This is a genomic window from Bradyrhizobium sp. B117, assembly GCF_038969555.1.
Lineage (GTDB): Bacteria > Pseudomonadota > Alphaproteobacteria > Rhizobiales > Xanthobacteraceae > Bradyrhizobium.
In genome coordinates this window covers 9848330-9871158 of the sequence record NZ_CP152414.1, presented here as the reverse complement: position 1 = coordinate 9871158, position 22829 = coordinate 9848330, and the positions used below count along the sequence as shown (strand labels likewise).

19 protein-coding genes and 1 pseudogene are annotated in these 22829 nt (G+C 65.7%); 7 read left to right on the top strand and 13 right to left on the bottom strand.

The genetic code is table 11. The features are described from left to right. Positions 1–199 precede the first annotated feature (199 nt). From AAFG16_RS46745 to ubiE, 8 genes are all read right to left on the bottom strand, one after another. Positions 200–922, bottom strand: a complete 723-nt coding sequence (locus AAFG16_RS46745) for a nucleotidyltransferase family protein (RefSeq protein ID WP_027563886.1) — start codon at positions 920–922, stop codon at positions 200–202. 138 nt (positions 923–1060) lie between these two features. Next, positions 1061–1378 carry a PilZ domain-containing protein gene (locus tag AAFG16_RS46740; protein WP_342736118.1) on the bottom strand — a complete coding sequence of 106 codons (318 nt, stop codon included), beginning with the start codon at positions 1376–1378 and terminating at the stop codon, positions 1061–1063. A 77-nt stretch (positions 1379–1455) separates the two neighbouring features. Next, positions 1456–2988, bottom strand: a complete 1533-nt coding sequence (gene tsaE / locus AAFG16_RS46735; RefSeq protein WP_342736116.1) for a tRNA (adenosine(37)-N6)-threonylcarbamoyltransferase complex ATPase subunit type 1 TsaE — start codon at positions 2986–2988, stop codon at positions 1456–1458. Continuing rightward, positions 2985–5489 (bottom strand): PAS-domain containing protein, encoded by a 2505-nt coding sequence (locus AAFG16_RS46730; protein WP_342736114.1) that lies wholly within the window; start codon positions 5487–5489, stop codon positions 2985–2987. The genes tsaE and AAFG16_RS46730 overlap by 4 nt, the downstream gene beginning before the upstream one ends. Positions 5490–5781: 292 nt before the next feature. Continuing rightward, positions 5782–6240, bottom strand: a complete 459-nt coding sequence (dut, locus tag AAFG16_RS46725) for a dUTP diphosphatase (RefSeq protein WP_342736112.1) — start codon at positions 6238–6240, stop codon at positions 5782–5784. After that, positions 6237–7688 carry a bifunctional phosphopantothenoylcysteine decarboxylase/phosphopantothenate--cysteine ligase CoaBC gene (gene coaBC, locus AAFG16_RS46720; RefSeq protein WP_342736110.1) on the bottom strand — a complete coding sequence of 484 codons (1452 nt, stop codon included), beginning with the start codon at positions 7686–7688 and terminating at the stop codon, positions 6237–6239. Before coaBC ends, dut begins: the two co-directional genes overlap by 4 nt. Before the next feature lie 57 nt (positions 7689–7745). Further along, on the bottom strand, positions 7746–9320 hold the full coding sequence (gene ubiB, locus AAFG16_RS46715; protein WP_342736108.1) for a 2-polyprenylphenol 6-hydroxylase: 1575 nt from the start codon (positions 9318–9320) through the stop codon (positions 7746–7748). Continuing rightward, positions 9317–10078: a bifunctional demethylmenaquinone methyltransferase/2-methoxy-6-polyprenyl-1,4-benzoquinol methylase UbiE gene (gene ubiE / locus AAFG16_RS46710; RefSeq protein WP_342736106.1), complete on the bottom strand. Its 762-nt coding sequence runs from the start codon at positions 10076–10078 to the stop codon at positions 9317–9319. The genes ubiB and ubiE overlap by 4 nt, the downstream gene beginning before the upstream one ends. An 81-nt stretch (positions 10079–10159) precedes the next feature. On the opposite strand from ubiE, the gene mutM reads away from it, so the two are divergent. Continuing rightward, entirely contained in the window at positions 10160–11059 is a 900-nt protein-coding gene (gene mutM, locus AAFG16_RS46705; RefSeq protein WP_342736104.1) for a bifunctional DNA-formamidopyrimidine glycosylase/DNA-(apurinic or apyrimidinic site) lyase, read from the top strand. A gap of 265 nt (positions 11060–11324) precedes the next feature. Here the strand turns inward: mutM and AAFG16_RS46700 are convergent, their stop codons facing one another. Next, positions 11325–12068, bottom strand: a complete 744-nt coding sequence (locus tag AAFG16_RS46700) for a ParA family protein (protein ID WP_342736102.1) — start codon at positions 12066–12068, stop codon at positions 11325–11327. A 245-nt stretch (positions 12069–12313) separates the two neighbouring features. Here AAFG16_RS46700 and ggt point away from each other — a divergent pair, with 245 nt between their 5' ends. Beyond that, a complete protein-coding gene (gene ggt / locus AAFG16_RS46695; RefSeq protein ID WP_342736100.1) occupies positions 12314–13993 on the top strand; it encodes a gamma-glutamyltransferase in 1680 nt (559 codons plus the stop codon). Between the two features lie 70 nt (positions 13994–14063). On the opposite strand, the gene AAFG16_RS46690 is transcribed toward ggt, so the two are convergent. After that, the gene (locus AAFG16_RS46690; RefSeq protein WP_283082879.1) at positions 14064–15545 is read right to left on the bottom strand and encodes an aldehyde dehydrogenase; all 1482 of its coding nucleotides are present in this window, start codon (positions 15543–15545) and stop codon (positions 14064–14066) included. Between the two features lie 123 nt (positions 15546–15668). Then, positions 15669–17030 (bottom strand): serine protease, encoded by a 1362-nt coding sequence (locus AAFG16_RS46685; RefSeq protein WP_342736098.1) that lies wholly within the window; start codon positions 17028–17030, stop codon positions 15669–15671. Between the two features lie 129 nt (positions 17031–17159). Here AAFG16_RS46685 and moeB point away from each other — a divergent pair, with 129 nt between their 5' ends. Together moeB and AAFG16_RS46675 are read left to right on the top strand one after the other, a co-directional pair. Then, the gene (gene moeB / locus AAFG16_RS46680; protein WP_283082877.1) at positions 17160–17963 is read left to right on the top strand and encodes a molybdopterin-synthase adenylyltransferase MoeB; all 804 of its coding nucleotides are present in this window, start codon (positions 17160–17162) and stop codon (positions 17961–17963) included. Positions 17964–18001: 38 nt separating this feature from the next. Next, positions 18002–18121 (top strand): annotated as a pseudogene (locus tag AAFG16_RS46675) (LysR family transcriptional regulator); the annotation flags it as partial. A 3-nt stretch (positions 18122–18124) separates the two neighbouring features. Here the strand turns inward: AAFG16_RS46675 and AAFG16_RS46670 are convergent. Next, positions 18125–19126: a D-glycerate dehydrogenase gene (locus AAFG16_RS46670; protein ID WP_027563903.1), complete on the bottom strand. Its 1002-nt coding sequence runs from the start codon at positions 19124–19126 to the stop codon at positions 18125–18127. A 318-nt stretch (positions 19127–19444) separates the two neighbouring features. Here AAFG16_RS46670 and AAFG16_RS46665 point away from each other — a divergent pair, with 318 nt between their 5' ends. Continuing rightward, positions 19445–19975 carry an SH3 domain-containing protein gene (locus AAFG16_RS46665; RefSeq protein ID WP_283082875.1) on the top strand — a complete coding sequence of 177 codons (531 nt, stop codon included), beginning with the start codon at positions 19445–19447 and terminating at the stop codon, positions 19973–19975. A gap of 184 nt (positions 19976–20159) precedes the next feature. Here AAFG16_RS46665 and irrA read toward each other — a convergent pair whose 3' ends face one another. Beyond that, on the bottom strand, positions 20160–20651 hold the full coding sequence (irrA, locus tag AAFG16_RS46660) for an iron response transcriptional regulator IrrA (protein ID WP_283082874.1): 492 nt from the start codon (positions 20649–20651) through the stop codon (positions 20160–20162). Between the two features lie 355 nt (positions 20652–21006). Here irrA and fabA point away from each other — a divergent pair, with 355 nt between their 5' ends. Both fabA and fabB read left to right on the top strand, forming a co-directional pair. Then, positions 21007–21528, top strand: a complete 522-nt coding sequence (fabA, locus tag AAFG16_RS46655) for a bifunctional 3-hydroxydecanoyl-ACP dehydratase/trans-2-decenoyl-ACP isomerase (RefSeq protein ID WP_342736092.1) — start codon at positions 21007–21009, stop codon at positions 21526–21528. A gap of 39 nt (positions 21529–21567) precedes the next feature. Next, a complete protein-coding gene (gene fabB / locus AAFG16_RS46650) occupies positions 21568–22791 on the top strand; it encodes a beta-ketoacyl-ACP synthase I (RefSeq protein ID WP_342736090.1) in 1224 nt (407 codons plus the stop codon). Positions 22792–22829 lie beyond the last annotated feature (38 nt).

Genomic DNA, 22829 nt, shown 5'->3' with positions numbered 1-22829 from the left:
TCAGCGCAATATAGGGAGGAGGGCGCGAATGGTCATGGGCTGGACGCGAGTCGTCCCCGCTGTTCGTCGACCAGGAACAGGTCTCGTAGGGTGGGCAAAGGCGCGATAGCGCCGCGCCCTCGTCTCTCATCGAGTTTCTCAGGTCGAATGGTGGGCACGCTTCGCTTTGCCCACCCTACGGCACCGTGGTCGGAGGGGACTACGCCACGCTCTCCAGAAACGCCTCTTCTGCGGCGTGCACCGCGTCGGGCGTGCCGACATGCATCCAGACGCCGTCGAGTCGGAGGCCGAACAGGCGCTCCTGCTCATTGGCGCGGTCGAACATCTTTGTCAGCGAGAACTCGCCCTGGGGCGCATCGGCGAAGATCGCCGGCGACAGGATCGCAGCGCCGGCGTAGACGAACGGAACGATCTCTTTTTCCTTGCGCTTGCGCAGGGCACCGTCGGGCGTCATGCCGTAATCGCCGCGGCCGCTATAGCCGATGCTGGTCGCGGTCGGCGCCATCAGCAGCAGGATATCCATCCGCGCGGGATCGAAATTTTCGGCAAGCCGCGCCAGGTTGGAGCGCACGCCGTCGATCCACAGCGTGTCGGAGTTGACATGGAAGAACGGCGCGTCGCCGAGCAGCGGCAGCGCCTTGACCACGCCGCCGCCGGTGCCGAGCACCTGGTCGCGCTCGTCCGAGATGGTCACGCGCGGATGTTTGCGGGACGCGGTGTGGTCGATGATCTGGTCCGGCAGATAGTGCACGTTGACGACGGCATCGGTGACACCGGCCTGACCGAGCTTGTCGAGCACATGGTCGAGCAGCGGCTGGCCGGCCACCCGCACCAGGGGCTTTGGCATCTTATCCGTCAACGGACGCATGCGCAGGCCGAATCCTGCGGCGAGCACCATGGCTTTGGTCGGTTTGACGGACATCAATCGCTTTCTCAGATCTTCTTTCTCTGACCTATCGATTTCGCGTTCGCAGCAATCCTAGCACGGAGTTCGCTGAACCGCACCGCATCTGAACCGCCTTAACCAGCCGCCGTGACGGTTGTACGACGGGTGTTGCCGTTACGCTCCAACGGATGTGGAACGCGCCTTTTTCCTCTTGTCGCCAAGCTTGAGGAAATTGACGCCGATCTGGTCGCCATTGACCCAGGCCAGCTCGCAGCGCCGGTATGCGAGTCCGGTTGACGACAGCAGCAGGAAAAATTCTTTCAGGTGGAGTCCCTCGACCGAGCCGTCGATGGTCAGCTTGGCGCCGCTCTCGGAGACGTCCTCCATGGTGCAGTCGCGCCGCCAGGTCCCGTCGATCCCCATCATCTGGGCCGGAATCCCGCGTTCGAAAACAACCCGGCTGTTGCCGCGCTGGTCCGTCTTCACCGCCATCTGCCCTTGCTCCAGCCTCGTAATTCTCCGGCTGACTGCGGGCGATGATACCGATGGGATGGCTAACAGGCGGTAAATCAGGTTCCGGCAGGGGCACCGGGCGGCGGCACGTTGGCGAGATACCACTCGCGCAAGGAGCCGAGCGCCGGATGCGCGAGCGAGCGCTGGAGATAGGTCCAGATCCGCGGCTGATGGCGCAAATATTGCGGCTTACCGTCGCGGCGGTTGAGCCGGGCGAAGGTGCCGAGCAGGCGCGTGTTCCGCTGCGCCGACATGATGGCGTAGAGCTCGGCAAAGCCTGCCGCGTCGAAGCTCGGATCGCCCGAGCGGCGCGCCTTGATGTAGCGCGACAGCAGTGTCAGCTCGATATTCTCGGGCACGTCGATCCGGGCGTCCTGCAGCAGCGAGACGACGTCGTAGGATTGCGGGCCAAGCACGGCGTCCTGGAAGTCGATCACGCCGACGCGTTCGATGCCGGTGCGGTCCGCGAGCCAGATCAGATTGGGCGAGTGGTAGTCGCGGATGATCCAGGTTCTCGGCGCGGCCAGCGGCTTCTTCAAAAGCTCGCGCCACATCGCGAAGAATTCGTCGCGCGCCGCCGCGCTCAGCGGCGCGTTGCGGTCGGGCAGATACCATTCCGGCATCAGGCCGATCTCGATCAGCAACGCCTCGGCGTCGAAGACGGGAATGGTGTAGGTCTGATCCACCAGCGGCACTGTCTCCGGCAGCGTCTTGCCGTGCAGCATGGCGAGCGCGTCGGTTGCGGCCTGGTAGCGCTCGAGGATCGGGCGCGGTGGATCGCCCTCGATCACGCCTTCGCTGCCGAAATCCTCGGTGATCAGGAAGCCATGGTCCAGATCGGCATGGTGGATCGCCGGCGCCGAAATTCCTTGCGCGCGCAGGCCTTCGTCGATGGCGACGAACGGCCTGACGTTCTCGGCGAGGTGCACGGCCGCGCTGTAGGACTTTCCGTTGTAGAGCGCGGCGCCGTCAGGCCGCTGCGGAAAGTTCATGAGGATGACGATCTCGTCGTCGCGCAGCAGCCGCGCATAGGAGCGCGTCGAAGCGTCACCCGCCATGCGCTTGCGCGCTGCGTCCGTGTAGCCTGACGCATCGAGGAATGCACGCAGCGCCTGCAGCCGCGCGACAGTGGCGGCGGCCTTGCCGTAACCGGTGATGTCGGCCGCGCGCGCGTTCGAGCCCAGCGCCGGCCGATGCGTCAGCGCGATGTCGATGCGGTCTTCGGGTATCGCCGACGGCGCGCGCTCCGGCCATTCGATCAGCACCAGCGTCGCTTCGGGGAGCGGCGACAGCCCGATCTCCTCGAGCTCGCTCTCCTCTTCGACGCGGTAGAGATCGGCATGCATCACGGGGAAGGGCGGCAGCTCGTAGCCCTGCACCAGCGTGAAGGTCGGGCTCGGCACTTCCAGCTCGTCGTCGCCGGCGAGGTAGCGGATCAGGCTGCGGGCGGATGCGGTCTTGCCGGCGCCGAGATCACCGGTCAGCGTGATGACGTCGCCGGGGCCGACCAGCAGCGCGAGATCGGCCATCAGCTGCGCGGTGGCCGTCTCGTTGTGAAGCGCGACGGAGAATGTGGCTGGCGCGATCATTCGGCGGCGTCGCGATGCGCCGCCTGGTCGGTCGGGAAATCGCAGATCACGACCGTGCCGCGACCGACGATCGAATCCACCCGCACCTTGCCGCCATGCAGCTCGACGAAGGAGCGCACCAGCGACAGGCCGAGCCCGGCGCCGCGGTGACGCGAGCCCTGCGAGCGGCTTTCGAACCAGTTGAACACCTTGTCCTTCATGTCGGCGGGTATTCCGGGCCCGGAATCTGTCACGGTGAAGACCACGCTGCGCTCGGTGCGCCGCGCACTGATGCCGACGGTGGAATCCTGTGGAGAAAAGCCGACGGCGTTGGCGAGGAGGTTATAGAGCACCTGCACCACGCGTTTCTCGTCGCCGACGAAGCTGCCGATATCGGGCGCGATCTCGACCTTGAGGCGGATGCGGTCGGTGGCGAGCCGGTCCTGAATACCTTCCGCGGCGAGCTCGATGGCCTTGCTGACGTCGACGGGCCCAAGTTCCAGCTTCATCGCGCCGGCGTCGATGGTGGCGAGATCGAGGATGTTGTTGGTCAGCGCCAGCAGCGCGTTGGTCGATTTGGTGACGTAGTCGAGATATTCGGCCTGTTTCGGCGTCAGCGGCCCGGTCGAGGGATCGCTGAGGAAATGCGCGAAGCCGATGATGGTGGTGAGCGGCGAGCGCAGCTCGTAGGAGACGTGGTGGACGAAATCCACCTTCATCTGGTCGGCAGCCTCCAGCGCTTCGTTGCGCTCGCGCAGGGCGCGCTCGACATTCTCGGTGTCGGTGATGTCCTGGAATGTCAGCATGGTCGCGCCGTCGTGCAGCGGGCGGATCATGCCGTCGAGCACGCTGCCGTCCTTGCGCTCCAGCTTCAGCGGCACGTCGCCGCGATTCTCGATCGAGGTGATGGCTTCCCGGATCTGGCGCCAGACCACGGGGTCGTCGAACAGCTGATGGCACCAGCCTTCGACGGTCTGGATGTGGGGCTCGTCGCGCATCGCGTCGCTGGAGAGCTTCCACATCCGGACAAAGGCCGGGTTGAACAGCTGGGCCTTGCCATTGCTGCCGAACACCGCGACGCCCTCGGCGAGGCTGTCCAGCGTCTCGCGCTGGACCCGGATCAGGCCGTCGAAGCGGCGGGCGAGATCGAGGCTTTCAGTGACGTCGTCGAACAGATAGGTGACGCCGCCTTCCGGATTCGGCGTGGTGACGACGGAGAGCGCGCGCCCGTCGGGCAGGTACCAGGTGTCATGGGCGGCCTCGACCGCGCGATAGGCCTCGTGCAGCTTGGCCTTCCAGGCGCGGAAATCAGGCTGCTCCGGCAGCTTGCGCGCGGCGCGGAGCTGGTCGAGCACGCTGGAATCGTCGGGGCTGGCGTCGAGGAAGGTGCGGTCGAGGTCCCACAGCCGTCGATAGGAATCGTTGTAGAAGGCAAGCCGCCGCTGGCCGTCGAACAACGCAACGCCGGAGGAGAGCTGGTCGAGCGTGCGGCGATGCGCCTCGGCCATCCGCACCAGCGCCGAGCTCAGCGCATCCGCTTCGCTGGCATCGATCGCGATGCCGACGCTGCCGCTGCCGACATTCACCGCGCGCACGTCGTACATGCGCCGCTCGCCACTGACGACGATCGGCAGCCGCGAGGTGAAACTGGCCGCGTCCTTCAGTCCCCGCTCCATCGCGCTGCGGTCGGCGCTGTCGAGCAGCTCGAGCTTGCGCGCGTGGGCATCGGCGATGCTGGCGGCCTCGGTCGCGCGGACATAGGCCGGGTTGGCGTAAGTGAGCGCGCCGCTCGCGGCCTTGGCCCAGATCGGCCAGGGTGCGGCAGCGACGAAGCCGCGCAGCATCTCGGTCTCGTCGGAGAGCGCCTTGTAGCGCAGATGGGTCTCGGCCAGATCGCGCCGCAGTCCGGACAGCTCGCGAATCCTGACAATGGCCTGGCCGCCGATGGCGCGGCCGATGGCCTCCAGCGTATGGCCATGCGCGGTGGTCAGCGTCAGCTGGAACCCGTCGCCGCGGTCGCGCAGCGCATCGACCGCGTGGTCCATCTGCAGTGCGGGCTCCGGCGGCAGCCAGGTTCCGAACGCCAGCACGCGCTGCGGCGAGGAATCGCGCGGCAGCACCATCGAGATGTCGCCGGTGATCTGGGCGCGGTTGTCGCCGGCGGGCCAGGAGATCATGATCTGCGGCTCGGCGAACAGCAGCGCGCCGTAGCGGTCGGCCTGGAGCTGGAGTTCCCCGATCCGCGCGCGCAGCCGCGCCTCGTTGTCCGCGGTGCGCACGCGCGTGCGCATCAACAGGATCGCGGCCATCACCGAGAAGCCGAGCAGGGCCAGCGCAGTGGCGAGCACCGCGAGTTCCTGCCGGTTGAAATCCAGCAATGTGGAGAGGGTGTCGACGAGGTCGGCGGCCTCAGCCGGCGCAGCCGGCAGCAGCGCTGCGAGAGCGCCTCCCAACAAGCTGTTGCGCGCCAACGACGTGCACGACAGCAGCGTCCGACGCATCGACACGATCACGCCTGACATAGTTGCCCCAAGACCGCACGGATTTGCGCGCAGCGACCCCCGCCGCACGCGAATCAAACGACAATACCCCCACCGCCACTCCAGCGGTAAGAGTCCAGATCGTGAACGCAAAGGCGGCCCCAAAAAAATGCGGGGCGCGGGGTTCCAGGCTCACGTGGTTCTGCGGGTGATTCGGCTGCAATTGCCGTGTGTTAGCGGCAATGAAGATTGGCGAGTCGTTCCCGCGATGCAGGTGCGCTCCCTCCCCACCTTCGCCAAGGCTTCGACGGACAAGCGCGGGAGAGGTAGGAAGCTAGCGCCCTGTCGAACCAAACCCGCCGGCGCCGCGATCCGTCTCCGACAATTTCGCCACCGGAACCAGCGCGGCCTGCACCACGGGTGCGATCACCATCTGCGCGATGCGCTCGCCGCGCTTGATCACGAACGGCGCGGCGCCGTGGTTGATCAGGATCACCTTGATCTCGCCGCGGTAGTCGGCGTCGATCGTGCCCGGCGAGTTCAGCACGGTGACGCCGTGCTTGGCGGCAAGCCCCGAGCGCGGCCGCACCTGCGCCTCAAAGCCCGGTGGCAGCGCAATCGCAAGGCCCGTCGGCACCAGCGCGTATTGGCCGGGCGCGAGCGTCAACGGCTCGCTGTCAGGCACTGCAGCCATCAGATCGAGCCCGGCGGCCTCCGCGGTCTGATAGGCCGGCAGCGGCAGGCCTTCGGCATGCGACAGGCGTTGCAGTTCGACCGTGACTTTCGTGCTCAAGATGCGGACTCCAGGGATTTGCCGGTCACGCTTTTTGCGACATGCGCGACCAGTTCGATGGCGACCTGTTCCTTGGTCATCACCGGCCAGGAATCAACTGCAATCTCGCCGTCCTCCTCACCATTCTTGCGGCTGATCAGATGCACGGTGTTGCGGTCGCCGCCCATCACGCCGGTTGCGGGCGAGACGTCGTTGGCAACGATCCAGTCGCAGCCCTTGCGGGCCAGTTTTGACTTCGCGTTGTCGATGAGGTGCTCGGTCTCGGCGGCAAAGCCGATCACGAGGGGCGGGCGCTGGTCGGTCAGTTTCGAGATCGTGGCGAGGATGTCGGGATTCTCGACCAATTGAAGCGGCGGCATGCCGGCGGCCGTCTTCTTCAGCTTCTGCTCGCCTTCATTGGCGACGCGCCAGTCGGCCACGGCAGCGGCGAAAATTGCGATGTCGGCGGGGAGCGCCGCCTGCACCTGCTCCAGCATCTGTCGCGCCGATTCGACATGCTTGACGGTGACGCCGGCGGGATCGTCGAGGTCGACCGGGCCGCTGACCAGGACCACCTCGGCGCCCGCGGCTTGTGCTGCGGCGGCAATCGCAAAACCCTGCTTGCCGGAGGAGCGGTTGGCGATGTAGCGCACCGGATCGATCGGCTCGTGCGTGGGCCCTGCGGTGATCAGCACGCGCTTGCCGGCGAGCGGGCGCGGCACCGGCGGCCGCAGCAGCCGCTCGGCGGCGGTGGCGATCTCGATCGCCTCGGACATGCGGCCGACACCAGCCTCGCCCGCCTCGGCCATCTCGCCGGAATTCGGCCCGATCAGTACCACGCCATCACGCTGGAGCTGGGCGACATTGCGGCGCGTCGCCGCGTTGTTCCACATCAGCGGATTCATCGCCGGCGCCAGCAGGATCCTTCGGTTGGTCGCGAGCAGGATGGCGCTGGCGAGATCGTCGGCATGGCCGTTGGCCATCTTGGCCAGGAGGTCTGCGGTCGCCGGAGCCACCACGATCAGATCGCAGTCGCGCGCCAGGCGAATGTGGCCGGCGTCGAACTCGCTCTGGGGATCGAACAGGTCGGTGTAGACGCGCTCATGCGACAGCGCGCTGACCGCGAGCGGCGTGACGAATTGCTGCGCGGCCTTGGTCAGCACGCAGCGGACTTCGACACGCCGTTCCTTCAGCCTGCGGATCAGGTCGAGCGATTTATAGGCCGCGATGCCGCCGCCGATGATCAGGGTGACGCTGGCCTCTGGGACGGCGCCGGTGCGCTGGGAGGCAGGAGCCGGCGCATGATCCGGGGGAGCGGCCATCGGCGTCAGCGGCTCCTCGTGGCCCTGGACCAGCTCGCCCAGGATGATGCGGACCTCTTCCTCGACCGACCTACGGTTCCTGGCCGAGCGCAGCCGCAAATAGGTTTTGACGCCCTCATCGAGCTTGCGGATGGTCAGGCTTGCCATGACGCCCCTCCAGCACGGAATGATAGCGATGCTATCATCTACGTGATTGCAGTGCAATCACAGATTCCGGACGGCGATCAGGATCCCGATGAAGGTCGCGGCGATGATCCAGAGCGCCACGGTGCGCCAGCGGTTCTTGCGGCCTTCGCTGCGGCCCATGGCGGCGATGCTCTCCGGCGACAGGCGGATGCCCTCCCGGGTCATGGTCTCGAGCTGTTCGAGCACCGCGACCGAGCGCTGCGCAATGTCGGGCAGGCGTATCAGCACGCGGGCGAGGTCGCCGCCGCCGGCCAGCGCGCCCTGCACCCGGCCGATCGGTCCGAGATTGCGCTCGATCCACTCGCGCACCACGGGATCGGCGATCTTCCAGATGTCGAGCTTGGGATCAAAGGCGCGCGCCACGCCCTCGACCACCACCATGGTCTTTTGCAGCAGGATCAGCTCGGGCCGCGTCGTCATGTCGAACAGGCCGGTGACCTCGAGCAGCAGCGTCAGCAGCCGCGCCATCGAGATCTCCTCGGCGGTGCGGTTGTGAATGGGCTCGCCGATGGCGCGGATGGCCTGCGCGAAATTCTCGACCGAGTGGTGCGCGGGCACATAACCCGCCTCGAAATGCACTTCTGCAACGCGCCGATAATCGCGGGTGATGAAGCCGAGCAGGATCTCGGCGAGGAAGCGCCGCTCCTTCATGCCGAGCCGGCCCATGATGCCGAAATCGACCGCGACCAGGCGTCCGGCCTCGTCCAGGAACAGATTGCCCGGATGCATGTCGGCGTGGAAGAAGCCGTCGCGCAGCGCGTGACGCAGGAAGCTCTGGATCACCTTGCGGCCGAGATCGGGCAGATCGACCTGCGCCTCTGCCAGGCGCTTGTGGTCGTTCAGCGCGATGCCGTCGATCCACTCCATGGTCAGGACGTTGTGCGTGGTGCGGTCCCAGTCGACGGTCGGCACGCGGAAATCGGGATCGCCCTGCGTGTTCTCCGCCATCTCGGACAACGCGGCGGCCTCGAGCCGCAGGTCCATCTCCATCGCGACCGAGCGCGACATGGTGTTGATGACCTCGATCAGGCGCAAGCGCCGCGCCTCGGCCGAATAGGTCTCGGCCTTGTGCGCGACGAAGAAGAAGTCGGAGAGGTCGCGGCGGAAGCGCGCGGCCACGTGCGGCCTGAGCACCTTGACCGCGACAGGCTTGCGAATGCCGTCGCGCAGCACCTCGCCGCGATGCACTTGCGCGATCGAGGCGGCCGCGACCGCCGGACCGAAGCTGACGAACACGTCCTTGAGCGGCCGCTCCAGCGAGGTCGCGATGGCAGCTTCCGCCTCTGCCTGCGGAAACGGGGGCAGGCGATCCTGAAGGCTTTCCAGGTCGCGCGCCATGTTGAAGCCGACCACGTCGGGGCGCGTCGCCAGGAACTGGCCGAGCTTGAGATAGGCCGGGCCCATCCGCGTCAGCGCGCGGGAGATCCGCGGGCCCTGCTTGACGCCTCGTCGCTCGACGATGCGCGCCAGCTTCAGCGCGAGCTGGCCGGGCGGCGGCACCAGGCTGGGATCGACCGAGCCGAACACGCCCTCGCGCGCGAACACGAACGCGGCGCGGATCAGGCGCGCAATGTGGGTGAAGGCAGAGATCACAAACGCCAGCCCGAATGCAGAGCGACGATGCCGCCGGACAATGTCTGCCAGCTGACGCGGGCAAAGCCGGCGTCGCGGATCATGTCGGCGAAGGCGTTGGGTTTTGGAAACTTGCGGATCGATTCGACCAGATACTGATAGGATTCGGCATCGCCTGTCACCATGCGGCCGAGCGGCGGGATCACCTTGAACGAGAACAGATCGTAGATTCGGTCGAGCCCGGGCACCTCGACGGTGGAGAATTCCAGGCACAGGAAACGGCTGCCGGGCTTCAGCACGCGATAGGCTTCGCGCAGCGCAAGGTCGATCCGCGGCACGTTGCGAATGCCGAAAGCGATCGTATATGCATCGAAGCTGCGGTCGGCGAAGGCGAGCGCCTCGGCATTGCCTTCGACGAAATCGACCTGGGTGTCGAGATGTTGCTTGACGGCGCGCTCACGGCCGACGTCGAGCATCCCGGAATTGATGTCGCAGACGGTGGCATGGAAGCCCGCACCGGCCGCCCTGGCGGCGCGGAACGAGATGTCACCGGTGCCGCCGGCCACGTCGAGCAGCGCGAACGGCCGGTCGCCCTTGGGTGGGTTGAGGGTGTTGATCATGATGTCCTTCCAGACCCGGTGCAGGCCACCGGACATCAGGTCGTTCATCAGGTCATAGCGCGACGCCACGCTGTGAAACACATCGTTCACCAGCGTCTGCTTGTCCCCCAGGGGCACGTCCCTGAAGCCAAAATGCGTGGTTTCGCCCGGCCGATCCATTACTCTACTCCACGAGGCGGACCATAGCGCGCCCGCCGCAATGGCGCTATCACACCGCCCTCATAAGGTGAATGCCTGACCATGCCTGAATTGCCCGAAGTCGAGACCGTCCGCCGCGGCCTTCAGCCCGTCATGGAGGGCGCGAAAATCCTCAAGGCGGAGGCCCGCCGGCCTGATCTGCGCTTTCCGTTCCAGCCGGACTTCGTGGCCCGGCTCAGGGGGCAGGTCGTCACGGGCCTCGGCCGCCGCGCAAAATATCTCATGGCGGATCTTGCCTCCGGCGACGTGCTGCTGATGCATCTGGGCATGTCGGGCTCGTTCCGCGTCATCAAGCCGGACAACGAGGCGGCACCCGGCGAGTTTCACTATCCCAAGGGCAAGGATTCGGCACACGACCACGTGCTGTTTCGGATGTCCTCCGGCGCCGACATCGTGTTCAACGACCCGCGCCGCTTCGGTTACATGAAGGTGATCGCGCGCAATGCGCTCGAGGATGAGCCGCTGCTGCGCGGGCTCGGACCCGAGCCGCTCGGCAACGAATTCGACGCCGCGATGCTGGCGCGATCCTGCGAAGGCAAGACCACGAGCCTCAAAGCAGCGCTGCTCGACCAGCGCGTGGTCGCGGGTCTCGGCAACATCTATGTCTGCGAAGCGCTGCACCGCTCACATCTGTCGCCGCGCCGGATCGCCGCGACGCTCGCGACCAAGGGCCGCAACGGCGCTGGCGGCGGCGAGCCGACCGATCACGCGAAGCGGCTCGTCAGCGCAATTCATACCGTGCTGAACGACGCGATCAAGGCCGGTGGATCCTCACTGCGCGATCACCGCCAGACCTCGGGCGAGCTCGGTTATTTCCAGCACTCCTTCAAGGTCTACGACCGCGAGGGCGAGAAATGCACGACGCCTGGCTGCGGCGGCACCGTTAAGCGCTTCACCCAGAATGGCCGGTCGACCTTCTGGTGTCCGAAATGTCAGAAGTGAGAGGGATCGCAGCCGGGAGGTCGCGAGTCTCGGCGAAGGCGATGACCCCACCGCGCCGTCATTGCGAGCGCAGCGAAGCAATCCAGTGTCTTTCCGCGAAGGGATTCTGGATTGCTTCGCTGCGCTCGCAATGACGTGTGGATAGAGCCTTCGCCAAACACGCGAAGCGAAGCAATCCGGCCGGGCTGGTGGCCAGATGCTTCGTCGCTTGGGCTCATTCGCCGGACAGCAAAGAGCCCGCCTGCGGCCTGAGCGATCGCCCCGCTCAGGACGCCAGTGTCGTGGTCTCGTCCCCCGCAAACCCGGCAGCGACGTGCAACACGCCGTTGGCGGCCGAGATGACCTGGTCGATCAGGACATTGGTCGTGGCCTCGAGCTCGAGCCGGTTCTCGATCCAGCGCCAGAGGGCGCGGATCTCGTCCGCCGACTTGCCGTTCGGCGCGAACTCGCTGACGGCGAGGCCCGAGGCGAGCGAGTCCTGGTGGTCGTTGCGCATCACGATCAGGGGACGCGCGAGCACCTCGGCGAGATCGAGCGCGGCTTCCTCGGCGAGCGCGCCCGCGGCGTTGTCGATGCGCTGACCGCGGATCGGCGTCTGGTTCAGCACGAAGCTGTAGGGCCGCTTCCAGGCGCGCGCGACGCTGAGGGTGGAGACGGTCGCCTCGATGTCGGCGACGGTCGGGCGGGACGGGATCAGGCAGAGGTCGGAATGGCGGATCGCGGCGGTGGTCACGGCGGACAGGCCAGCCGCGGTGTCGACGATCGCCAGCTGCAGGCCGCTGTCGGCCAGCATCTTCAGGCGTGGCTCGAAATCGGCGGCGTGATAGATCGGCTCGACGACGACGTCGTCGGTATTTCGCCGGCGCAACCAGTTCGACAGCGTGCCCTGCGGGTCGGTCTCGATCAGGCGGACGGTGAAGCCGGCCTGCTTGGCTGCCAGCGCGAGGCCGATGGCGAGCGTGCTCTTGCCACTGCCGCCCTTTTGGGTGGCCAGTACGATCGTATGCATGGAAGTTTGATTCCTTTGGAATGCCTGGGTCTTTGGGGTAACGCCACACGCGAACGTGCATCGCTTCTCGATGCTGAGCTCTTCTCGCTCAGGACGTGCCCTGCCCGATCCAAAGGGGACCGCGGATGTCCGAATCAACGGTACGATGATGGCAGAATCGGGAATGCCAGCCAATCCGTACCAACACTGGACCCGTACTTGCGCGCATGATGTGCTCGACGTCGTGAACAAGAAGGGCAGGCGGCATGAGCGGAAATTGGCGCGACCGGACGGCAACGACCTTTGAATGCCAGAAGATGCCGGCGGTCTCGAGCCGCGGCATGGTGGTCAGCAACCACCCGCTGGCCTCCAGCGCCGGCGCCGAGATGCTCGCGGCCGGCGGCAACGCCATCGATGCCGCGATCGCCACCCTGTTCACCCTGACCGTGGTCGAGCCGATGATGGTCGGCATCATCGGCGGCGGCATGGCGCATATCCGGCTGGCCGACGGCAGCCACCGCTTCATCGACGGTCAGAGCACCGTGCCGGCCGCGGTGCGTGACACCACTTACACCTCGAAACCGGGCTCGGCGCATGACGTGTTCGATACCGTCGGCAACGAGAACCTCAACGGCCCGAAGGCGGTCGCAGTGCCGGGCTCGCTCAAGGCCTGGTGCGAGACGCTGCAAAGGTTCGGCACCATGCCGCTCGCCGATGTCATGCAGCCCGCGATCAAGCACGCCGCGCGCGGCTATGCGGCGACGCCCTATCTGCACGAATGCATCAGCGAGAGCGCCGCCGAGATGCGCAAGGACAAGCCGATCGCGGCGATTTACTTGCCTGATGGCGAGCCGCTGAAGGTCGGCGAGCGGGTGGTGCAATCAGAATATGCCGAGACGCTTCGTTACATCGCCGACCACGGCGAGAAAGCCCTCTATGAGGGTCCGCTCGGCGACGTTCTCGTCGACTATATGGAGAAGACCGGCGGCTTCATCCGCCGCCACGACCTCAGCAATTACAAGACCGTCGAGCGGCAGCCGATCCGCGCCGACTATCGCGGCTGGGCCATCTTTGGCCCGCCGCCGCCAGCGGCCTCCGGCGTGCATATCGCGCAGATGCTGAACATCCTCGAAGGATATGACATCGGCGGCCTCGGTTTCGGCACGTCCGAGACCATCCACTACCTCGCCGAAGTGCTGAAGATCGCCTTCGCCGACCGCGCCGCAGCCAGCGGCGATCCTGACTATGTCGGCGTGCCCGTGGAGAAGCTGACGTCAAAAGCTTACGCAGAAGAGCGCCGTCGCGCCATCGATCCGGCACGGGCGCAGGCCTGGGGCGCCGGCGTGTCGCAGCTTGAAGGCGCGTACACCACGCACATGACGGCGGCAGATAGCTTCGGCAACGTGGTCGCGACCACCCAGACCATCAACAATCTGTTCGGCGCCAAGATCATGATCCCGGGGCTGGGCGCCATCGCCAACAACTACATGAACCTGTTCGATCCGCGTCCGGGCCATGCGCTGTCGGTCGCGCCGGGCAAGCGCGTGACGACCTCGATGTCGCCGATGATGGCGCTGCGTGACGGCAAGCTGCGCTATGCGCTCGGCCTGCCCGGCGGCAAGCGCATCTTCCCAAGCGCGACGCAGGCGCTGGTCAATCTGATCGACCACGGCATGAGCTTGCAGGAAGCCGTCGAGGCGCCGCGGGTCTGGACCGAGGGCAATGCGCTGGAGGTCGAGCAGACCATTCCGGAGACCGTGCGTTCAGGGCTCGCCGCGCTCGGCCACGAGGTGCAACCGGTCGCAACGGTCGCCGGCGGCATGAACGGCATCGCCTTCCACGACGACGGCACCATGACCGGCGCCGCCTGCTGGCGTGCCGACGGCACGCCAGTTGGGATCTCGGGTGGGCTCGCGAAGAGCGGGATACGATTCAGGCTGAGCTAGCAAACACGCGGAAGGTCAGCGCTCCCTCTCCCGCAAGCGGGAGAGGTGAAGACCGCGACATCGCGTTTCGCTACCGCATCACGAACGGATTGGCCGGCACGTCCGTCGCGGTCGAGATCCAGACGCTCTTGGTTTCCTGATATTCGCGCACTGCGTCGATCCCACTCTCGCGGCCGACGCCGGAGTACTTCATGCCGCCGAATGGCATCATGTAGCTGATGGCGCGATAGGTGTTCACCCATACGGTTCCGGCGCGCAGCTGCTTTGGCACGCGGATGGCGCGCGCGAGGTCGCGGGTCCAGATGCCTGCCGCCAGGCCGTAGATCGTGTCATTGGCAATGCGGATGGCGTCTTCCTCGGTGTCGAAGGCGATGATCGAGAGCACCGGACCGAACACCTCCTCGCGCGCGATTCGCATCGTATTGTCGACATCGGTAAAGATCGTCGGCTCGACGAACTGGCCGCCGATGATGCCTTCGCCTGTAGCCGGCTTGCCGCCGAGCAGGCAGCGCGCGCCTTCGGCCTTGGCGATGTCGATATAGTCGAGGATCTTCTTGTACTGTGCGGGCGTCGTGACGGGGCCGATGTTGGTGTCAGCCTGCATCGGATTGCCGATCTTGGCCGAGCGCGCGAGCTCCAGCAGGCGGTCCACGAACTTGTCCTTGATCGAGCGCTGTACGAGCAGGCGCGATCCGGCGATGCAGGTCTGGCCAGTCGCGGCGAAAATGCCGGAGACGGCACCGGCGGCTGCCGCGGCGAGATCGGCGTCCTCGAACACGATGTTGGGCGACTTGCCGCCGAGCTCGAGCGACACGCGCTTCAGGCTGCGCGCGGCGGTCTCGTAAACCCGCGCGCCGGTCGTGTCCGAGCCGGTAAAAGTGATCTTGGCGACGCCGGGATGCGAGATCAGCTCGCTGCCGATCTCGGGGCCGAAGCCCGTGACGACATTGAAGATGCCGTCGGGAATACCTGCTTCCTTAGTGAGCGCTGCAAATTCCAGCGTGCTGGCCGAGGTGAATTCCGACGGCTTGACGACGACGGCGCACCCGGCGGCGAGGGCTGCGGCGCATTTCCACGCCACAAAGAGTAGCGGTGAGTTCCAGGCGGTCAGCGCGGCGACGACGCCGACAGGCTCATGCGTCGTGTAGGCAAAGGTGTCGGCCTTGTCGATCGGCACGAGGCCGCCTTCCAGCTTGTCGACCAGTCCGCCAAAGTACCACCACCATTCCGGATGGTAGCGAAGCTGACCCAGCATCTCCGCCATCAGCTTGCCGTTGTCGCGCACCTCGATCTCGGCAAGACGTTCCGCGTTCGCGGCAACGAGGTCGCCGAGCTTGCGCATGACCTTGCCACGCGCGGAGGCCGTCATTTTCGCCCACGGGCCGCGCCACATCGCCTCATTGGCGGCCTTCACGGCCCTGTCGGCGTCGGCAGCCGATCCGCGGGGAATTTTTGCCCAGGGCTTGCCCTGATAAGGATCGACCGTGTCGAACCACTCGCCATTGGCGGGGTCGACATATTGGCCGTTGATGTAGAGCTGATAGGTCTTCATGAAGTCCTCCCGACCGGACGCATTATGATTGCGGCTGGAGGGGAGGCTATCACGGCTTCCATGACTTCGTTGCGGCGAAGCCACTCACAAAAGTTGCGGCTGCCCTGCGCTTGTCGCGCCAGTCTACTTCCGTACGCAGATCACGCGCACGACGGCGGCTTTGGCGTCGGTCGATGTGTCGTTCGCCGTGACACCATTCGCCTTCAGGAAGTCGCGCACCGTCTCCGCGGAGACCATCACCGCCTGCGACGCCGGCAGCGCCGTCGCGGGTCCCGCGACCATTGCCGGCTTCAGCAACGCGATGCCGGCGAACTTGCCGTCGCCGTCGATGGCCGGGCCGCCGGAGAAGCCGACCGCGGGCGGGGGCGACAAGGCGGAATCGCTCGATGTGACCGGCGCCAGCGCGCCCTTGACGCCCGATACGTTGGCCGCGCCGCCCTGGCTTTGGGGATCGGCGATGCCGATGATATCGACACTCGTCTTCATCCCGCCTCCGGCGAGGCTGAGCGGCTTCAGGCCGCGCGCGCCGTAGATGTGCAGCAGCGCGAGATCGTGCTCCTTGTCCTCGGCGAGGCGGTCGGCGCTGCCATAGCCGGCAATGGTGATCGCGAGGCAGCTATCGGTGACAAGGCGATCGGCGACGATAGCGCCGTCGTCGCTGACGACGATACCGGTGCCGTATTCGACGGTCTTGCGTGGCGGCGGTCCGGCCTGCGGTCCTGACGGGAACGCATTGAACGCGCTCGACATCGCGATCACGACCGGCTCGACCGTGTTCTCGGTGGCCTGATCGTAGAGGATCGTCATGATGCGGACCTCGTCGCCCTTGAAGGTGCCGCGCACGTAGAACTTCTTCAGGCCCTGCAATCCCGACAACACGAAGAAGTCGGACTTGACCACGGTGTAGTCGACCTTGCGTCCGGCCGGCTCCTTCTTCTCGGCGTCCGCGAGTTTCGCCGTGGTCGGGTTCGCCTCCTTGCGCCGGCTGAGCAGTACCTGCACCGTGCCGGTCGGCGAGGTCCATTTCGAGCCGTTGGCGTCGGTCACCTGCTGCGGCACCAGTTTTGCGGGAATGCCGAGCCGCGCGCCACTGGTCATCTCGGTCACGATCTTCCAGCCGACACTGTCCTGCTTCCGCCGCGCGGTCTCGGCGAGCGCGGCGCGCTCCTGCGGGTTGAGCACGCCGGTCGGCTTGCCACCCTTGAGCTTTTGGTATTCCTTGATGGCCTCGACCATCCGCGTGCTGACATCGCCGGTGATGGCGCCGTTATATTGGCCGACCCAGGCGAGATCGGACTGGAGCGCCAGCCGCTCTCCCTGCGTCATGCCGTCCGCGGTCTCCGATGGCGTCTGGAGGGCGGGCGGCTTGATCGGAACGGTCTGGACGACTTTCGGCTTGGTGCCGGGGACCTGTGGCGTCGTCATTTGGGCGTTCGCAGCCGTGGCAGACGCCAACATCAGTGTTGCCGCAAACATCGATCTCATGACAAATCCAGCCGGCCCATTGAACGCCATGGCATTGAAGCACATCTCGTTGGTCGCGAACAATGTTGGGGTGGTTCAGGCCTGCAATAAGGGCCAAACCCTCATCCTGAGGGTTGAGAGGAACGAAGGATGCTGAGCCCGGACGAACTCGAACGCTACGCCCGCCACATCGTGCTGCGCGATGTCGGTGGTCCCGGCCAGGCTGCGTTGAAGCGTGCCTCCGTGCTGGTGATCGGCGCCGGCGGGCTCGGCGCGCCCGCTTTGATGTATCTGGCTGCGGCTGGCGTCGGCACGCTCGGCGTGGTCGATGACGACGTGGTCTCGCTGTCGAACCTGCAGCGCCAGGTGATCCACACCACGCCCGATATCGGCCGGCACAAGGTCGAGAGCGCGGCGGAACGGATCGCCGCGCTCAATCCGCATGTCCGCTTCGTCGGTCACGCTACCTGGCTCAATGCCGACAATGCGCTCTCGCTGATCGGCGACTACGACCTCGTGCTCGACGGCTCCGACAATTTCTCGACGCGCTATCTCGTCTCCGACGCCTGCTTCTTCGCGAAGCGGCCGCTGATCACGGCGGCGCTCGGCACCTTCGACGGCTCGCTCACCACCATCCGCGCGCATGAGAGGAATGAGCAGGGCGAGTTCAACCCGACCTATCGCTGCCTGTTTCCGGAAGCGCCGCCGCCCGGTACCGTGCCGGCCTGCGCGGAAGCCGGCGTCATGGGCGCGCTCGCCGGCGTGCTTGGCTCGATGATGGCGCTGGAGGCGATCCGCGAGATCGTCGGCTTCGGCGACGGCCTTATCGGCCGCCTCCTGATGATCGATGCGCGCGCGATGCGCTTCGAGACGCTGCGTTACGCGCGCGATCCCGCCAATCCGCTCAATGGCGACGGGCCTGTGATCACCGACCTCAGCGCTCATCGCACCTGATTGCTGGCGCTACCTCGTCGCCGTGAAGTCCGGTGCGGTGCGAGCCGTTTCCGGGCCCGTTCCTGTATTACCCGAGCCGCCGACAAACGCCGCCCGCGCTGCGCGCCTTCATCGATTTCGTCGCGGACTGGCGCAAGCGCGAAGGGCGCGGGAAGTAAATCTCAAAGCATGCTCGGCAGCACGCGATCCGGCGGCTTGTGGGCGTCGAGGAAGGTGCGGATGTTGATGATCACCTTCTCGCCCATCTCGACGCGGCCTTCGATGGTGGCCGAGCCCATATGCGGCAGCAGCGTCACCTTGCCGGCTTTGGCGAGCCGCACCAGCTTTGGATTGACCGCAGGCTCATGCTCGTAGACGTCGAGGCCGGCGCCGCCGATCTCGCCGCCTTCGATCAGCTTGATCAGCGTGTCCTCGTCGGTGACCTCGCCGCGCGCGGTGTTGACGATGTAGGCGTCCTTGCGGATCAGCTTCAGCCGGCGCGCCGAGAGCAGGTGATAGGTCGCCGGCGTATGCGGGCAGTTCACCGAGATGATGTCCATCCGCGCCAGCATCTGGTCGAGGCTTTCCCAATAGGTCGCGCCCAGCTCTTCGGCGATCTTCGGCGCGACGGGACGGCGGTTGTGATAGTGGATCTGAAGGCCGAAGGCGCGGGCGCGGCGCGCCACCGCCTGGCCGATGCGGCCCATGCCGATGATGCCGAGACGTTTTCCCCCGATGCGGTGGCCAAGCATCCAGGTCGGCGACCAGCCCGGCCAGGGCTTTCCTTCCGTCAGGATCGAGGCGCCTTCGATCATCCGGCGCGGCACGGCCAGGATCAGCGCCATGGTCATGTCGGCGGTGTCCTCGGTCAGAACCTTCGGCGTATTGGTGACGGTGATGCCGCGGGCATGGGCGGCCTCGACGTCGATGTTGTCGACGCCGTTGCCGAAATTGGCGATCAGGCGGAGCTTGCAGTCCGGCTGGTTGACGATGTCGGCGGTGATGTGGTCGGTGACGGTTGGAACCAGCACATCGGCGGTGCGCGCGGCTTCCGCGAGCTGCTCGGCCGACATCGGCGTGTCCTCGAGATTGATCCGCGCGTCGAACAGCTCGCGCATCCGCGTCTCGATCGAGTCCGGCAGCTTGCGCGTCACCACGACGAGGGGCTTTTTCTTCACCGACATGTCCTGCCCTCATGAGGCGCTGGCTGCCGCCTCTGTCACCAAAGGCCGGCCGTTCAGGCCTCATTAACCCGGTTGTTCGACACTGCCCTTGCCGTGTCGTCCCCGGCGTTTCCTTCAAGCTCTCCCGACATTTCCGGCCGGAAAATCGGGGCAAACTGGTTGTTCAAGTGCCCGTCCTCTCTAGCAGAAGGCCGGGCCAAGACAAGAACCACGGGTCAGCTTCGGGAACACCCGCGTGGGGCGGGCGGGGTGCACGGCAGAGATTGCAATTTGGGGTGAGGATCCGGCCGGGCCGGGTCTTCGACAGGAGACGGGTTGATGGCGTTGGGGCGTTTTTGTTCGGTGATGGCCCTCGTTTGCACCTGGTTGGGCGCCTCGGTCGGTCCCTCGCATTCGGCCAAGGACAACACGCCGCAGACCGCCAGCGGGCTGCCCGTGCCGCGCTATGTCAGCCTGAAGTCCGACCACGTCAATGTCCGCGCCGGTCCGACCAAGGACAATGACGTCGCCTGGGTCTATACCCGCGCCGGCCTGCCGGTCGAAATCACCGCCGAGTTCGAGAATTGGCGCCGGGTGCGTGATTCCGAGGGCGCCGAGGGCTGGGTCTATCATTCGCTGCTGTCGGGCCGCCGCACCGCGGTCGTCACCATGAAGCACAAGGACGACCTGGCGCCGATCTACGATCGCGCCGATCCCGACAGTGCGGTTGCAGCAAGGCTCCAGGCCGGCGTCGTCACGCAGGTCAAGAAGTGTGTAGCAAGCTGGTGCCGCGTCACCGGCAACGGTTTTGACGGCTGGATCCAGCAGGAACGCCTCTGGGGCGTCTATTCGGACGAGCAGGTGAATTGACGCCGAAGGCGGTTTGGTAAGGCCGCTGCCTCCACCGTCATGCCGGGGCATAGCCGTCCGAAGGACGGCGTCGCTTCCGCTCGCCTATGTCCCGGGCATCCACGCGCTTCCGCGCTCGCCCTAAGAACGTGGATGGCCGGGACAAGCCCGGCCATGACGATCTCAATCCGATCTTAGGACGATCTCAGCGCTTCTTGCGCAGCCGCACGACCATGTCGATGCGGGCGATCTCGTAACCCTCCGGCACCTCCGGCATCTTGGACAGCGCCAGATGCGGATCCTCGATGTCGACCAGCTCATGGCTGTTCTCGAGGTAATAATGGTGGTGGGTCGTGACGTTGGTGTCGAAATAGGTCTTGGTGCCGTCGACGCTGACCTGGCGGAGCAGGCCGGCATCGGTGAGCTGGTTCAGCGTGTTGTAGACGGTCGCCAGCGACACCGGAACCTTGGCGAGGGTCGCTTCCTCGTAGAGCATTTCAGCCGTAAGGTGGCGCGCGCCCTTGCCGAACAGCAGCCAGCCGAGCGCCATGCGCTGACGCGTCGGGCGAAGGCCGGCCGACTGAAGCATTTCGTTAACGTCGTGCCACGGGCAGCCGGTCAGCGCCGGCTGGCGGCCGGACAGAAGGGCCGCCGTGTGGGCATCGTCGTCTTGATGATGCGGTGTATTCTCGCTCATTTCCAGATTTCGGCACGCATTGACACTATCTATCTGCAATATATGGACAGATAGATGCAGATGCAAGTTTCTCGCAACTAGAGAGGTTCTAATTAACCTTGGAGCTGGGCGAGGACACCCGTCATTTTACCTTCATGACAGCGCTTTGCCACCGAAATGGCCTGTGTTAGAGAGCGCGCGGTTCCGCTAGCCAATTTTGGCGCGGCCAGGCGTGGAAGCCCGGCCCGCAGTCCATTCCGGGCGGCCTTGCGGGAACGGCGCCCGACGGTGGCAATTGGCGTTGCTCCCCGATCGCGACGGGGCCCATTTTCGCCAAAAAACGCCGCTCAATCGGGATTAGAACAGAGGCTCGTGCATGCTGAACAGGCGCAACGGTTACGAATACGAAGATCTGCTGGCATGTGCCCGTGGCGAGATGTTCGGTCCGGGCAATGCCCAGCTGCCCTTGCCGCCGATGCTGATGTTCGACCGCATCACGGAAATTTCCGAGACTGGCGGCGAGTACGGCAAGGGCTTGGTCCGCGCCGAGCTCGACGTCAAGCCCGATCTCTGGTTCTTCGGCTGCCACTTCAAGAACGATCCGGTGATGCCGGGCTGCCTCGGCCTCGATGCGCTGTGGCAAATGGTCGGCTTCTATCTGGGCTGGGTCGGCGGCGAAGGTCGTGGCCGTGCGCTTGGCCTCAGCGAATTGAAGTTCGGCGGTCAGGTGCTGCCCGAGGCCCGCAAGGTTGTGTACAACGTCGATATCAAACGCGTGATGCGTTCAAAGCTGGTGCTCGGTATCGCCGACGGGTGGCTTTCGGTCGATGACCAGATTATTTATCGCGCCAAGGATCTGAAGGTCGGCCTGTTCAAGCAGGGCACGAGCCTGAGCTGAGCGCATTAGCAAGAAGACAACGATTAAGGCGAGGCTGTCATGAGGCGGGTTGTGGTCACCGGGATGGGCATCGTCTCGTCCATCGGAAACAACACCCAGGAAGTGCTTGCGAGCCTTCACGAGGCGAAGTCGGGCATTTCGCGGGCTGAAAAATATGCCGAACTCGGCTTCAGGTCGCAGGTCGCGGGTGCACCGACGCTCGATCCTTCGACGGTGGTCGACCGGCGCGCGATGCGTTTCCTCGGCCAGGGCGCGGCGTGGAATCACGTCGCGATGGAGCAGGCGATCCAGGACTCCGGCCTGTCGCCTGAGGAAGTCTCTAACATTCGCACCGGCATCATCATGGGCTCCGGCGGTCCCTCGGCGCGCACCATCGTCGAATCCGCCGACATCACCCGCACCAAGGGCCCGAAGCGCGTCGGTCCGTTTGCAGTGCCGAAGGCGATGTCGTCCACGGCGTCGGCAACGCTTGCGACCTGGTTCAAGATCAAGGGCGTGAACTACTCGATCTCCTCGGCCTGCGCGACCTCGAACCACTGCGTCGGCAACGCCTATGAGACGATCCAGATCGGCAAGCAGGACGTCATCTTCGCCGGCGGCTGCGAGGAGCTCGACTGGTCGCTGTCGGTGCTGTTCGACGCCATGGGCGCGATGTCCTCGAAATACAACGACACGCCCGCCACCGCCTCGCGTCCCTACGACGTCAATCGCGACGGTTTTGTCATCGCCGGCGGCGCGGGAGTCCTCGTCCTGGAGGAGCTCGAACATGCCAAGGCGCGCGGCGCGCGCATCTACGGCGAGATCGTCGGCTACGGCGCGACCTCCGACGGCTACGACATGGTCGCGCCGTCGGGTGAAGGCGCCGAGCGCTGCATGCGCATGGCGATGTCCACCGTGAAGACCAAGGTCGACTACATCAATCCACACGCGACCTCGACGCCGGCCGGCGACCCGCCGGAGATCGACGCGCTCCGCCGCGTGTTCGGCGCCGGCGAGAAGTGCCCGCCGATCTCGGCGACCAAGGCGCTGACCGGCCACTCGCTCGGCGCGACCGGCGTGCAGGAAGCGATCTACTCGCTGCTGATGATGAACAACGGCTTCATCTGCGAGAGCGCGCACATCCAGGAGCTCGATCCGGTGTTTGCCGACATGCCGATCGTGCGCAAGCGCATCGACAACGTCAAAATCGGCACCGTGCTGTCGAACTCGTTCGGTTTCGGCGGCACCAACGCCACGCTGGTGTTCAGCCGGCTGGATGTGTGATCCCAGCACGCCGTCATGCCCCGCGAAGGCGGGGCATC

Bases quoted from the DNA above. Each gene is read 5' to 3' on its own strand.
- AAFG16_RS46745 (WP_027563886.1), bottom strand. From the start codon at position 922: ATGTCCGTCAAACCGACCAAAGCCATGGTGCTCGCCGCAGGATTCGGC.
- AAFG16_RS46740 (WP_342736118.1), bottom strand. From the start codon at position 1,378: ATGGCGGTGAAGACGGACCAGCGCGGCAACAGCCGGGTTGTTTTCGAA.
- tsaE (WP_342736116.1), bottom strand. From the start codon at position 2,988: ATGATCGCGCCAGCCACATTCTCCGTCGCGCTTCACAACGAGACGGCC.
- AAFG16_RS46730 (WP_342736114.1), bottom strand. From the start codon at position 5,489: ATGTCAGGCGTGATCGTGTCGATGCGTCGGACGCTGCTGTCGTGCACG.
- coaBC (WP_342736110.1), bottom strand. From the start codon at position 7,688: ATGGCAAGCCTGACCATCCGCAAGCTCGATGAGGGCGTCAAAACCTAT.
- ubiE (WP_342736106.1), bottom strand. From the start codon at position 10,078: ATGGATCGGCCGGGCGAAACCACGCATTTTGGCTTCAGGGACGTGCCC.
- mutM (WP_342736104.1), top strand. From the start codon at position 10,160: ATGCCTGAATTGCCCGAAGTCGAGACCGTCCGCCGCGGCCTTCAGCCC.
- AAFG16_RS46700 (WP_342736102.1), bottom strand. From the start codon at position 12,068: ATGCATACGATCGTACTGGCCACCCAAAAGGGCGGCAGTGGCAAGAGC.
- ggt (WP_342736100.1), top strand. From the start codon at position 12,314: ATGAGCGGAAATTGGCGCGACCGGACGGCAACGACCTTTGAATGCCAG.
- AAFG16_RS46690 (WP_283082879.1), bottom strand. From the start codon at position 15,545: ATGAAGACCTATCAGCTCTACATCAACGGCCAATATGTCGACCCCGCC.
- AAFG16_RS46685 (WP_342736098.1), bottom strand. From the start codon at position 17,030: ATGAGATCGATGTTTGCGGCAACACTGATGTTGGCGTCTGCCACGGCT.
- moeB (WP_283082877.1), top strand. From the start codon at position 17,160: ATGCTGAGCCCGGACGAACTCGAACGCTACGCCCGCCACATCGTGCTG.
- AAFG16_RS46670 (WP_027563903.1), bottom strand. From the start codon at position 19,126: ATGTCGGTGAAGAAAAAGCCCCTCGTCGTGGTGACGCGCAAGCTGCCG.
- AAFG16_RS46665 (WP_283082875.1), top strand. From the start codon at position 19,445: ATGGCGTTGGGGCGTTTTTGTTCGGTGATGGCCCTCGTTTGCACCTGG.
- irrA (WP_283082874.1), bottom strand. From the start codon at position 20,651: ATGAGCGAGAATACACCGCATCATCAAGACGACGATGCCCACACGGCG.
- fabA (WP_342736092.1), top strand. From the start codon at position 21,007: ATGCTGAACAGGCGCAACGGTTACGAATACGAAGATCTGCTGGCATGT.
- fabB (WP_342736090.1), top strand. From the start codon at position 21,568: ATGAGGCGGGTTGTGGTCACCGGGATGGGCATCGTCTCGTCCATCGGA.